Source organism: Streptomyces sp. NPDC101393, from assembly GCF_044767385.1.
In the GTDB taxonomy this organism is placed as follows: Bacteria; Actinomycetota; Actinomycetes; order Streptomycetales; family Streptomycetaceae; genus Streptomyces.
Genome location: NZ_JBIWNU010000001.1, coordinates 128,228 through 140,587 on the forward strand (window position 1 = coordinate 128,228; position 12,360 = coordinate 140,587).

The 12,360-nt window shown below is 73.5% G+C and carries 9 protein-coding genes; 4 read left to right on the forward strand and 5 right to left on the reverse strand.

The window, feature by feature from the left end; genetic code table 11:
- The first annotated feature begins 1 nt into the window (after position 1).
- From ACIRQ7_RS00535 to ACIRQ7_RS00545, 3 genes are read left to right on the forward strand one after another with little or no spacing between them, the layout of a single operon-like run.
- Positions 2 to 943, forward strand: a complete 942-nt coding sequence (locus ACIRQ7_RS00535) for a phosphotriesterase (protein ID WP_404258842.1) — start codon at positions 2 to 4, stop codon at positions 941 to 943.
- Positions 940 to 2,118 carry an aminotransferase class V-fold PLP-dependent enzyme gene (locus tag ACIRQ7_RS00540; RefSeq protein WP_404258844.1) on the forward strand — a complete coding sequence of 393 codons (1,179 nt, stop codon included), beginning with the start codon at positions 940 to 942 and terminating at the stop codon, positions 2,116 to 2,118. The genes ACIRQ7_RS00535 and ACIRQ7_RS00540 overlap by 4 nt, the downstream gene beginning before the upstream one ends.
- 3 nt (positions 2,119 to 2,121) lie before the next feature.
- A complete protein-coding gene (locus ACIRQ7_RS00545) occupies positions 2,122 to 3,285 on the forward strand; it encodes an alanine racemase (RefSeq protein WP_404258846.1) in 1,164 nt (387 codons plus the stop codon).
- Between the two features lie 63 nt (positions 3,286 to 3,348).
- On the opposite strand, the gene ffh is transcribed toward ACIRQ7_RS00545, so the two are convergent.
- From ffh to ACIRQ7_RS00570, 5 genes are all read right to left on the reverse strand, one after another.
- Positions 3,349 to 4,899, reverse strand: coding sequence for a signal recognition particle protein (gene ffh / locus ACIRQ7_RS00550; RefSeq protein ID WP_401463469.1), 1,551 nt, complete (start codon positions 4,897 to 4,899; stop codon positions 3,349 to 3,351).
- A 128-nt stretch (positions 4,900 to 5,027) separates the two neighbouring features.
- Positions 5,028 to 7,514 (reverse strand): [protein-PII] uridylyltransferase, encoded by a 2,487-nt coding sequence (locus tag ACIRQ7_RS00555; protein WP_404258848.1) that lies wholly within the window; start codon positions 7,512 to 7,514, stop codon positions 5,028 to 5,030.
- A 180-nt stretch (positions 7,515 to 7,694) separates the two neighbouring features.
- On the reverse strand, positions 7,695 to 8,033 hold the full coding sequence (locus tag ACIRQ7_RS00560; protein WP_401463465.1) for a P-II family nitrogen regulator: 339 nt from the start codon (positions 8,031 to 8,033) through the stop codon (positions 7,695 to 7,697).
- Positions 8,030 to 9,370: an ammonium transporter gene (locus ACIRQ7_RS00565; RefSeq protein ID WP_404258849.1), complete on the reverse strand. Its 1,341-nt coding sequence runs from the start codon at positions 9,368 to 9,370 to the stop codon at positions 8,030 to 8,032. Before ACIRQ7_RS00565 ends, ACIRQ7_RS00560 begins: the two co-directional genes overlap by 4 nt.
- A 315-nt stretch (positions 9,371 to 9,685) precedes the next feature.
- Entirely contained in the window at positions 9,686 to 11,170 is a 1,485-nt protein-coding gene (locus ACIRQ7_RS00570; RefSeq protein ID WP_401463461.1) for a hypothetical protein, read from the reverse strand.
- Between the two features lie 511 nt (positions 11,171 to 11,681).
- Here ACIRQ7_RS00570 and ACIRQ7_RS00575 point away from each other — a divergent pair.
- Positions 11,682 to 12,350: a bifunctional DNA primase/polymerase gene (locus tag ACIRQ7_RS00575; RefSeq protein WP_404258851.1), complete on the forward strand. Its 669-nt coding sequence runs from the start codon at positions 11,682 to 11,684 to the stop codon at positions 12,348 to 12,350.
- Positions 12,351 to 12,360 lie beyond the last annotated feature (10 nt).

Consider the following 12,360-nt stretch of genomic DNA (forward strand, 5'->3'; position numbering starts at 1 on the left):
CATGAACGACCTGCTGCACACCGTTTCGGGCCCGCTGTCCGCGTCCTCCGTGCGCGGTCCGGTGCTCGCGCACGAGCATCTGGCCCTCGATCTGACGCGGGGCGCCGGGCAGTCGGCGACCTTGACGCCGGGGCACCGGGCGGCGATCGCCGAGGAACTCGCGACGCTGCGTGAGGAGTTCGGGCTGGCGCTGGTGATCGAGCTGACCTGCCGCGGGATGGGCCGGGATGTGCACGGGCTGGCGCGGATCGCGGAGCGGTCGGGGGTCGCGGTCGTCGCGGCGACCGGCTGGTACTACGAGCCGTACCATCCGCGCGAGCTGAGTCATACGAGCGCCGAGCGGCTGGCGCGGACGCTGGTCGGGGAGATCGAGCGGGGGGCGGGCGGTACGGGGATCCGGCCGGGGGTGATCGGTGAGGTCGGCAGCCACGGTGACGTGCCCAGCGGGCAGGAGGTGAAGAGCCTGACGGCGGCCGCGCAGGCGGCGGTGGCGACCGGGCTGTCGGTGGCCACCCATGCGCAGTTCGGGCGGGGCGGGCATGCGCAGTTGGAGCTGCTGACGGCGGCCGGGCTGCCGCCGCACCGCATCAGCATCGGGCATCAGGATCTGCTGGACGATCCGGCGGTGCACCGGGAGTTGGCGGCGACCGGCGCGTACATCGCCTTCGACACGGTCGGGAAGGAGGCGTATCAGAGCGACTCGGTGCGGCTGCGGCTGCTGCTGGCGCTGCTGGAGTCGGGGCATGCGGACCGGGTGCTGCTGAGCTGCGACATCTCGCGGCACGGCTATCTGGTGAGTGAGGGCGGCTGGGGCTACGGGCATCTGTTCCGGTCGTTCCTGCCGCGGTTGCGGGCGGCCGGGGTGGACGACGACATGATCGACGGGCTGACGCGGCGCAATCCGCTGCGGTTCCTGACCGGGCAGGAGGGGGCACGGGGATGACCGGGGCGGCGTCGGGCCCGCCGGTCCTTCCGCCGACGTTCCCGCTCGCGACGGTGTCGTGGGACGGTGCGCTGCGGCGTCAGTTCCGTCTGCTGGAGTGCACCGCCCGGCATTTCGAGGGGCAGCAGCTCTTCGCGGCGGACGTGGGGGTGGTGCCGGGGCTGGGGCGGCCGCGGAGCACCGCGGGGGTCGAGGCGGTGCTCGCGGACTTCTTCGGGGCGGGGGCGGCGGCGCTGGTGCAGGGCGCGGGGACCGGAGCGATCCGGGCGGCGCTGGGCGCCGTGCTCGCGGCGGGCGATCCGCTGCTGGTGCACCGGGCGCCGGTCTACCGCACGACGGCGCAGACCCTGCGCGGTCTGGGTGTGCGGGTGGCCGAGGCGGATTTCAACGATCCGCGGGCGCTGGAGGGCGCGCTGGCGTCGGGGCGTTTTCGGTGGGCGTACGTCCAGCACACCCGGCAGCGGCTCGGCGACTCGTACGAGCCGGCGGCGGTGCTCGCGGCGTGCCGGGCGGCGGGGGTGCGGACGGTGGTGGACGACAATTACGCGGTGCTGCGGGTCCCGGCGTGCGGGGTGGAGCTGGGCGGGGACGTCTCGTGTTTCTCGCTGTTCAAGTTGCACGGCCCGGAGGGGGTCGGGGCGGTCGTCGGGGCCGCGGAGGTGGTGGAGCGGGTGCGCCGGGACAACTACTCGGGCGGCGGCCAGGTGCAGGGCGGGCAGGCGCTGGACGCGCTGCGGGCGCTGACCCATGTGCCGGTGATGTGGGCGGTGCAGTCGCGGGTGGCGGCGGAGGCCGCCGGGCGGCTGGCGGCGGGTGAGGTGCCGGGCGTCGCGGAGGTGGCGCTCGCCAATGTTCAGGACCGGTGTCTGCTGGTGCGGCTGGAGCGGCCGTTGGCGCGCGGGCTGCCGGCGGCGGCCGCGCGGCACGGGGCGGCGGCGTATCCGGTGGGCGCCAACTCCCGTTACGAGATCGCGCCGCTCTTCTACCGGTTGTCCGGCTCGGCGCTGGCCGATGCCCCCGAGCTCGCCGACTGGGCGGTTCGGATCAACCCGATGCGGGCCGGTGCGGATCTCGTCCTGGGCATTCTGCGGCGGGCGTTGGACGATCTGGGCGCGGCGGGCGACGGGGGCGGGGCCCGGCAGGACCGGCGGCGGCCGCTCGCCGCGGAGGGCTGACGGATGTTCCTGGACACCGTGCTGGCCCGCAATCCGCGGCTGGTCGCCTTCGCCACGGAGTTGCACGAGGGCGGCGCCATCGCGCCGGACACGTATGTCATGGACCTGGACGCGGTGCGGGAGAACGCCGCGCTGCTGGCCGCCGGGGCGCGGCGGCTGGGGTTGTCACTGTGGTTCGTGGCCAAGCAGTTCGGCCGCAACCCTGAGCTGATCCGCGCGGTGGCCGGTCATATCCCCGAGTTCGCCGCGATCGACCCGCCCGAGGCGCGGGTGCTGCGCGCGGCGGGGGCGCGGGCCGGGAATCTGGGGCATCTGGTGCAGATCCCGGTCCGCGCGCTGCCGGGGATGCTGGCCTGGCGCCCGGCGGCGGTGACGGTCTACGACCTGGCCAACGCGCGGGCGGTGTCGGAGGCGGCCGGGCGGCTGGGGTTCGTGCAGGACATCCTGGTGCGGGTCGAGGGCGCGCCGGGTGCGGTGTTCCCCGGCCAGGAGGGCGGGGTGCCGCTCGCCGGTCTGGACGCGTTCGCCGGGGCGGTGGAGCGGCTGGCGGGGGTGCGTATCGCGGGGGTCACGGCTTTCCCGTGTGTGCGGTGCGCGCCGGGGACGGGCCGGCCGCAGCCGACCGCGAATGCCGCCCTGGCGGTGTCCGCGCGGGAGGTGCTGGCGGCGCGGGCCGGGGTGCGGCCGTCGCGGCTGCTGCTGAGTGCGCCCGGTGCGACGTCGGTGGCGAGTCTGCCGCTGCTGGCCCGGCTGGGCGCGACGCACGGGGAGCCCGGTCATGCGCTGACCGGTACGACCCCGTTGCACGCGGTGGACCGGCGGCAGCCGGAGCGGCCCGCGTACGTCTACGTCAGCGAGGTCGCGCACACTCTCGCCGACGGCAGTCCGGCGCTGTTCGGCGGGGGTTTCTACCCCCGGGCCGGTGTCGCCTCCGCGCTGGTTCCGCGTACCGGGGCGCGGCTGGCGGTGCGTGGTGCGGCCGCCGGGCACATCGACTACTACCGGCTGCTGGAGCCGGGGGACGCGCGGGTCGGCGACACGGCGGTGCTGGCCTTCCGTACGCAGGTGTTCGTGACCCGCAGCACGGTCGCGGTGGTGTCCGGTCTGTCGGCCGGTGTGCCGCGGCTGACGGGCTGCTATGACGCGTGGGGCCGTCCTTGGGGGTGAGCGTGCGCGAGCCCCCGGCCGCCGAAGCGGTGACCGGGGGCTCGCGGCGGGCTGCCGGGTGGCTCAGCCCATGAACTTCTTGAACTCGTCGGGGAGTTCGAAGTTCTGCGGTTCGTCACTGCCCTGCGGCAGGCCCAGCGGGTTGCCGGACTGGGCGGCCTCGCGGCGGGCGGCCGCGGCCTCTTCGTCGGCCTTGCGCTTCATCGGGTTGCCGCTCTTGCGCTTGCCCTTGGCCTGCTTGACCTGCTTCTTCTTCTTGGCGCCGCCGCCACCCATGCCGGGCATCCCCGGCATGCCGGGCATCCCGCCGCCCTGGGCCATCTTCGACATCATCTTGCGGGCCTCGAAGAACCGCTCGACGAGGCCCTTGACGGCGCTGACGTCGACACCGGAGCCCTTGGCGATACGGGCGCGGCGCGAGCCGTTGATGATCGTCGGCTCGTGGCGCTCGGCCGGGGTCATCGACTTGATGATGGCGGCGGTGCGGTCGACCTCGCGCTCGTCGAGGTTGTTGATCTGGTCCTTCATCTGGCCCATGCCCGGCAGCATGCCGAGGAGCTTGGAGATGGAGCCCATCTTGCGGACCTGTTCCATCTGGGCCAGGAAGTCGTCGAGCGTGAACTCCTTGGGGCCCTTCTGGAGCTTGGCCGCCATCTTCTCGGCCTCGGCCTGGCTGAAGGTCTGCTCGGCCTTCTCGATGAGCGACAGCATGTCGCCCATGCCGAGGATGCGGGACGCCATGCGGTCCGGGTGGAACGCGTCGAAGTCGTCCAGCTTCTCGCCGTTGGAGGCGAACATGATCTGCTTGCCGGTGACATGCGCGATGGAGAGCGCGGCACCACCGCGGGCGTCACCGTCGAGCTTGGAGAGCACCACACCGTCGAAGCCGACGCCGTCGCGGAACGCCTCGGCGGTGTTGACCGCGTCCTGGCCGATCATCGCGTCGACGACGAAGAGGATCTCGTCGGGGCTGACGGCGTCACGGATGTCCGCGGCCTGCTGCATCAGCTCCTGGTCGATGCCCAGGCGGCCGGCGGTGTCGACGATGACGACGTCGTGCTGCTTGCCGCGGGCGAACTCGACGGAGTCCTGGGCGACCTTGACGGGGTCGCCGACGCCGTTGCCCGGCTCCGGCGCGAAGATCGCGATGCCGGCGCGGTCGGCGACGACGGAGAGCTGGTTGACGGCGTTGGGGCGCTGGAGGTCACAGGCGACCAGCAGCGGGGCGTGCCCCTGGGCCTTGAGCCAGCGGCCGAGCTTGCCGGCGAGGGTCGTCTTACCGGCGCCCTGGAGGCCGGCCAGCATGATGACGGTGGGCGGGGTCTTGGCGAAGCGCAGCCGGCGGGTCTCGCCGCCGAGGATGCCGACGAGCTCCTCGTTGACGATCTTGATGACCTGCTGGGCGGGGTTCAGCGCCTGGGAGACCTCGATGCCGGTGGCGCGCTCCTTGACCTGCTTGATGAAGGCGCGGACGACGGGCAGCGCGACATCGGCCTCCAGCAGGGCGATACGGATCTCGCGCGCCGTGGCGTCGATGTCCGCCTCGGAGAGGCGGCCCTTGCCCCGGAGGTTTTTGAAGGTACTCGCCAAGCGGTCGGAAAGCGTATCGAACACGGCGGTCGTCGATCCTCGGGGTCGGGGGCGGAGACAATCGCCTCCTAGGGTATCCGGCCCGGCAAGCGCGCCGTCGCTGCCCGCCTCCCCGGCGGCCGGCGGGCGGTCGCGGGAGCGGCGCGGGCCCCTCACTCCAGGGCGGTCTGCACCGCGCGGGCGACGGCCGTGGCCTGCTCGGCGGGCAGCGGGGCGCCCTTCGTGTCGGTCACGTAGAAGGCGTCCACCGCGTTCGCTCCCAGCGTGCTGATGTGCGCACTGCGCACCTGCACCCCGGCCGCTTCCAGGGCCCGCCCGATGCGGTGCAGCAGGCCGTGCGCGTCCTGGGCGCGGACCTCGATGACGGTGGCGGTGCGGGAGCTGCCGGGGGCGACGGTCACCCGGGGCGGCGGGGCGAGGACCGCGCGCGAGCGGCGGGCGTAGGCGCGTTCGCGTTCGGCGAGGCGGGCGGGGATGTCCAGGGAGCCGTCGAGGGCCCGTACGAGATCGGCGCGCAGCCGGGTGGCCTGCGGCAGCGAACCGTATTCGGCGGCCACCCGCCAGCTCAGCAGCAGGACCGGGCCCTCACCGAGGGGGTCGAGGCCGCGCAGGTCGGCGGCGCGGACGGTGAGACGGTGCAGCGCCAGGACTCCGGTGGCCGCGGCGAGGACGCCGGGCTGGTCCGGGACGGCGATGAGCAGTTCGACGCCGACGGGCTCGCGGTCGCCGGTGGCGGGCGCCTGCGGGTCGGCGTCCTCGGCCGGGGCGGCGGCCCCGCCCCCGGTGTGCAGGGCCAGGACGGGGCCGCCGGTGCGGGCGGCCTCGATGGCCAGCCGCTCCTGTTCGGCGGTCGGCTCGTCCGCCGTCCCGTCGGGCACCGCTTCCCCGGCGAGCTGCGCGGCGACGCGTTTGACGAGGTCGGCGACGAGGCCGCCGCGCCATGCGCTCCAGGCGGCGGGCCCGGTGGCGTGCGCGTCGGCTTCGGTCAGCGCGTGCAGGAGTTCCAGGGTGCCGGCGGAGCCGACGGCGTCGGCGACCGCGCCGACGGTCGCCGGGTCGTCCAGGTCGCGGCGGGTGGCGGTGTCGATGAGCAGCAGGTGGTGCCGGACGAGGGTGGCGATCACGTCGACGTCGCGGGCGCCGAAGCCGATCCGGGCCGCCATGTCGCGGGCGATGGTCTCGCCGGCGACGGAGTGGTCGCCGGGCCAGCCCTTGCCGATGTCGTGCAGCAGGGCGGCGACCAGCAGCAGGTCGGGGCGGTGCACCCGGCGGGTCAGGGCGCAGGCCCGGACGGCGGTCTCGACGAGGTGCCGGTCGACGGTCCAGGTGTGGACGGGGTTGCGCTGCGGGCGGCAGATGACGCGCTCCCAGTCGGGCAGCAGCCGCGTCACCAGACCCTCGGCCTCCAGGGACTCCCATACGGGGACGGCGTGCGTGCCGGCGCCCAGGAGCGTCACCAGCTGCTCGCGGGCCTCGGCCGGCCAGGGTACGGGCAGTGGCGCGGCGGCCGTGGCGAGCCGGCGGACCGCGTGGAGCGACAGCGGCAGTCCGGCCTGGGCGGCGGCGGCCGCGGCGCGCAGCAGCAGCACCGGGTCCCGTTCGGGGCGCGCGGAGCGGGCCAGTACGGCTTCACCGTCGAGTTCGACGACGCCTTCGGCGAGCGGGGTGCGTTCGCCCTTGCCGGCGGTGCGGCCGTGCAGCAGGCCGCGCAGCAGGGGTTTGACGGAGCGGGCGCGCAGCACCCGGCCGACCTCGCGCCAGGTGACGTCGGCGGCGTAGGAGACGGTGCGGGCGGCTTCGTAGACCTGGCGGAGCAGGGCGTCGGCGTCGAGGACGCCGAGGGCCTCGGCGACCTGGTCCTGTTCCTGGAGGGAGAGCCGGTCGGTGGCGCGGCCGGTGACGAGGTGGAGGGCGTCACGGGTGTCGAGGAGCCGGGTGCGGGCGGCTTCCAGGCCGCCGCGCGGCGCGTCGGCGAGCCAGGAGGCGGCGATGGCGCGCAGCGCGGTGGCGTCCCGGAGTCCGCCTCTGGCCTCCTTGAGGTCGGGTTCGAGGAGGTATTGGAGTTCGCCCTGGCGTTCGGCGCGTTCCTGGCACAGGTCGTGGAGTTCGGGCAGCCGTTTGGTGGCGGCGGCGCGCCAGTCGGCGTAGGCGGCGGTGCGCAGTGCGGCGGTCAGGGCCGCGTCGCCGCCGATGTGGCGGGCGTCGAGCAGCCCGAGCTGCACCTTGAGGTCGTCGTGGGAGGCCTTGCGGGCCTCGGCGGGGGTGCGTACGGAGTGGTCGAGGTCGAGGCCGAGGTCCCAGACGGGGTACCAGAGGCGGTCGGCGAGGGCGGCGACGGCGCCGCGGTCGGCGCTGCCGTCGTGCAGCAGGAGGAGGTCGAGGTCGCTGCGCGGGGAGAGCTCGCCGCGGCCGTAGCCGCCGACGGCGACGAGGGCGGCGCCGGGGACGTCCGCCGCGGTGGCGGCTTCGGTCATCAGGCCGGCGAGCCAGTCGTCGGTGAGGCGGGCGAGGGCGGCGCGGCGGTCGGTGCCCGCGGGGGTGTCGCCCCGGAGGAGCCGGAGCCGGGCCGCGGAGTAGCCGCCTCCGCCCGGTCCGTGGGTGCCGGCCGGTTCTGCCGTGTCCTCGACGCTCTCCGTCAACTCGGGCGCTCCTTGGTCGTGTTGTCCCCGCCCGTATGTCCCCGGTTCAGTCTGGGGTGCGGCGGGGGGCGCGGCTATCCGCCGCTCGGGCGTCCCTTGCGCGCGCCGCGGGCGGCGCCGGTGGTGCCCGCCGGGCCCCGGCCTCCGGCGGCGGGTGGTGCCGGAGGCCGGGGCGGGGTGTCACAGGGCGTCGGGGCCGCGCTCGCCGGTCCGTACGCGGACCGCCTCGTCGACGGGGACGCTCCACACCTTGCCGTCGCCGATCTTGCCGGTGCGGGCGGCCTTGACGACGACCTCGACCAGTTCCTCGGCGTCCGCGTCCTCGACGAGGACCTCGATGCGGACCTTGGGGACGAGGTCGACGGTGTATTCGGCGCCGCGGTAGACCTCGGTGTGCCCGCGCTGCCTGCCGTAGCCGCTGGCCTCGGTGACCGTCAGGCCGTGTACACCGAACGCCTGCAGGGCGTCCTTCACCTCGTCGAGCCGGTGCGGCTTGATTACTGCCGTGATGAGCTTCACGCGTCCACCTTCTTTGTCGGGGTCTCGCCGAGCGCCGGGCCCTTGCGGCCCAGCCCGCCACCGCCGGCGCCGGCGAAGTCGTATGCGGTCTCCGCGTGTGCGGCCTGGTCGATGCCGGTGATCTCCTCGTCCTCGTCGATGCGGAAGCCCATCACCAGGTCGATGAGCTTGGCAAGGACGTACGAGACGACCAGGGAGTACAGCAGGACGCAGACCACGCCGACGGCCTGCTTGCCGAGCTGGTCCCAGCCGCCGCCGTAGAAGAGGCCCTTGGCCTTGCTCTGCACGCCGCCGGTGGCGAACAGGCCGATCAGCAGGGATCCGGCGATGCCGCCGACGAGGTGGACACCGACGACATCGAGGGAGTCGTCGTAGCCGAACCGGTACTTCAGGCCGACGGCCATGGCGCACAGCACACCGGCGATCACTCCGATGGCGATGGCGCCGAGCGGGCTGACGGCGCCGCAGGCGGGGGTGATGGCGACGAGGCCGCCGACGGCGCCGGAAGCCGCACCGAGAGTGGTGAACGAGCCGTGCCGGATCTTCTCGTAGGCGAGCCAGCCGAGCATCGCGGCCGCGGTGGCGACCTGGGTGTTGACGAAGGCGACGGCGCCGATGCCGTCGTCGTTGCCGAGCCAGGAGCCGGCGTTGAAGCCGAACCAGCCGAACCACAGCAGGCCGGCGCCGAGCATCACCAGGGGCAGCGAGTGCGGCCGCATCGGGTCCTTCTTGAAGCCGATGCGCTTGCCGACGACGAGGATCACGCCGAGGGCCGCGGCGCCGGCGTTGATGTGCACCGCGGTGCCGCCGGCGAAGTCGATGACGCCCAGCTTGAAGAGCCAGCCGCCCTCGGCCCACACCCAGTGGGCGACGGGGAAGTAGACGACCGTGACCCACAGGGCGATGAACAGCGCCCAGGCGGTGAATTTCACCCGGTCGGCGAGGGCACCGCTGATCAGCGCGGGGGTGATCACCGCGAACATCAGCTGGAAGACCGCGAAGACATAGACCGGAATGGTGGTGCTGCCCCACAGCTCGGTGACACCGATTCCGCTGAGGCCGGCGAAGTCACCGTTCCAGCCGATGAAGCCGCCGGCGTCGTCGCCGAAGGCCAGGCCGAAGCCGTAGAAGACCCACAGCAGGGTGACGATGCCCAGGCTGATGAAGCTCATCATCAGCATGTTCAGCACGCTCTTGACCCGGACCATGCCGCCGTAGAAGAAGGCGAGTCCGGGGGTCATGATCATCACCAGTGCGGAGCAGATCAGCATGAACCCGGTGTTGGCCGGGCTCAGTGTTGCCTTCTCCGCTGCGATCGTCAGGATGCCTGGGGGCATCGGCGTCTCCTCGTCGTCGATGCGGCCACCTGCGGGTGTGATCCGGTGGGCCGACTTCGCCATGAGGTTGTCGCAGCGTGGTTTCGGCCAAACCTTGCCGGTGTTTCACCGCAGTGACGAAGGCCGCACCAGTGTTACGCCCCGGTGAACTCCCAGGTCGGTGCGGCACCGCCTGTTCAACCCGCCGAAACGGGCCGCCCCCTCCCTTCCCCGACAAACAGCCCGGCCGCGGCTGCCACCCTCGTGACCTGGCGCGGGGGAGCCGAGTCGGGCTGTACGGGGTGGTGGCCGCGGCCGGGGGCTTGGGGGCTGCGCTCAGACGGCCTCCGGCAGCTGCCGGGAGAGTTCGTCGCTCAGCCGGATCACCTCGGCGACGCCTTCGAACTCCCGGGCCGCGGTGTCGACGGTCTTGCGCAGCCGGGTGTTGACCCGCTCGGACCTGACCTGTTTGGCGAACGGGATCGCCTGCTGCGCCATCTCCGCGCAGGCCTCCGGCTCCTTCTGGAGCAGCCGTACGGTGGCCATCCCGATGAGGTTGAGCGCATACGACCGCTGGTGTTCGGGGTCCTTGCCGAAGAGGTCGACGGCCCGCTCCATCACGGGCTCGGCGAGCGAGGCGTAAGTGGGGCTGCGGCCGGCGACGTAGGCGAGGTCGCGGTAGGAGTGGGCGTTCTCGGCGTTCAGCTCGGCCTCGGAGAAGAAGCGGATCCAGTCGGGGTCGGGCTCGCCGGGCAGCGTGTCGGAGAAGGTGTCCTCGGCCATCCGGACGGCCCGCTTGACCTTGCCGGGCTGGCCCATCCCGGCGTACGCGCGGGCCTCCATCGCATACAACATGGCCTGGGTGCGCGCGGTGGCCGTGTCGCGGCTGCCGTACTGGGCGAGGTGGATCAGCTCCAGCGCGTCGTCCGGCCGGCCGAGGTGGATCATCTGCCGGCTCATGCTGGAGAGGATGTACGAGCCGAGGGGGCGGTCGCCGGCCTCCTTGGAGGCGTGCAGCGCCAGCACGAAGTACTTCTGCGCGGTCGGCTGCAGCCCGATGTCGTAGCTCATCCACCCGGCCAGCTCGGCGAGCTCGGCGGCGACCTTGAAGAGCCGCTTGGCGACCGGTCCGGGCTGCGGCTCCTGGAGGAGGTCGGTGACCTCGTGGAGCTGGCCGACAACCGCCTTGCGCCGCAGACCGCCGCCGCACTGCGCGTCCCACTGCCGGAACATCGCGGTCGTCGACTCCAGCAGGTCCAGCTCCGGGCCGGACAGCCGGGCGGGCCGCCGGGAGCGGTCCGGCTGCGCCTCGCCGGCGGCCTGCCCGGCGGGCATCGGCACCAGCCAGCGCTGCATCGGCTCGATGAGGGAGGGGCCGGCGGCCAGGGCCAGCGAGGTGCCGAGGAACCCGCGGCGCGCCAGCATCAGGTCGCTGCGCGAGAACTCGCTGATCAGGCTGACGGTCTGCGGCCCGGCCCAGGGCAGGTCGACGCCGGAGACGGACGGGGACTGGTGCGCGGAGCGCAGTCCCAGCTCCTCGATGCCGACGACGCAGCCGAAGCGCTCCGAGAACAGTTCGGACAGGATCCGCGGGATGGGCTCGCGCGGTTGCTCACCGTCGAGCCAGCGGCGCACCCGCGAGGTGTCCGTGCTGATGTGGTGAGCGCCCATCTGGCGCGCTCTGCGGTTGACCTGGCGCGCCAGCTCGCCCTTGGACCAGCCGCTGCGCACGAACCACGAACCCAACTGCGCGTTCGGACGCTTGACGGCATCGGTGCCGTCCGCGCCGTCGGATCCGGCGGTACCGCCGTTGCCGCCCACTGGAACGCCCCCACTCCCTTTGTCGCCCCCGATTTGCGCACTCGTTGCGAACCACCCGCAGGATGCCGCCTGTTGCGACGCCTGTCCGGGGTACATCTACCCGATCACGGATTCCGTCCACACCTCCGGCCGGTGCGCGGCTGGTGCATTGCCATCGGCATACCCGTGCGAACGATGCCCCTCCGGAGTTCGTGTACCGAAAGTAATCCTACGATCACGCTCCTCGCGAGGGCGATCGCGGAAACGCCACCATTCGCCACCCCTACGAATGAACTCCCCAACGGGCTCTCACGATTGACTTGACACAGGTGGAGAACGGCCGGGTGGAGCGGAGTGCGCGAGGGCGTGCGCGCGCCGCCGCACCCCCTGGCGCAGCACATCACACCCCGTCACACCCCTGGCGGCCGCACACCGCCAACGGAGCGTCACCCACCCGGCGTTGCGCTCGGCCGGCGGGCCCGTCAACCCTGCGCTTCGTAACCACAGACACGCACCACCCGTTGGAGGGGGCATGGGCTTCACGATCGGCGGCATCCGGGAGATTCGATCCGGCACGCGGCGCCGCGCCCGCTCGCCCGAGAGCACGGCGGTGGCGGAGTACACCGGACTGTGGGGCTGGGACGTCGTCCCCGGCGCCCGCGCGGTCCGGGCCGGCGGCGGCCGTACGGAGTGTTCCTGCGGCGCCGCCGACTGCCCCTCCCCCGGCGCCCATCCTCTGGGCCACGGCCTGGAGCTGGCGGCGGGCGCGACGCTGGAGAAGGCCGCCGCGGCCTGGGCGGAGACCCCGGGTGCTGCCGTGCTCCTGCCGGTGGGCCGGTCGTTCGACATCCTCGACGTGCCGGAGGCTGCGGGGCGGTGCGCTTTGGCGCGGCTGGAGCGGATGGGCCTGCCGCTCGGCCCGGTCGCCGCCACCCCGACCGGCCGGGCGCTGTTCTTCGTCGCCCCCGGTGCCGCCGCCGACCTGCCCGGCCTCCTCTACCGCACCGGCTGGGACGACACCGGCCTCGACCTGCGCCCGCTGGGCGACGGCGACCACATCACCGCACCCCCGTCCGACCTCGGCGGCCGGGGCCCGATGCGTTGGCTGCGCCCGCCCACCCTGGAGAGCGCGGGGTGCCCGCCGCAGGCCCGGCTGCTGCTGGGCACGCTCGCGTACGTCTGCCACCGCTCGGTGGGGTGAGTGCGGTCCC

Bases quoted from the DNA above. Each gene is read 5' to 3' on its own strand.
- ACIRQ7_RS00535 (WP_404258842.1), top strand. From the start codon at position 2: ATGAACGACCTGCTGCACACCGTTTCGGGCCCGCTGTCCGCGTCCTCC.
- ACIRQ7_RS00540 (WP_404258844.1), top strand. From the start codon at position 940: ATGACCGGGGCGGCGTCGGGCCCGCCGGTCCTTCCGCCGACGTTCCCG.
- ACIRQ7_RS00545 (WP_404258846.1), top strand. From the start codon at position 2,122: ATGTTCCTGGACACCGTGCTGGCCCGCAATCCGCGGCTGGTCGCCTTC.
- ACIRQ7_RS00565 (WP_404258849.1), bottom strand. From the start codon at position 9,370: ATGCCCCCAGGCATCCTGACGATCGCAGCGGAGAAGGCAACACTGAGC.
- ACIRQ7_RS00575 (WP_404258851.1), top strand. From the start codon at position 11,682: ATGGGCTTCACGATCGGCGGCATCCGGGAGATTCGATCCGGCACGCGG.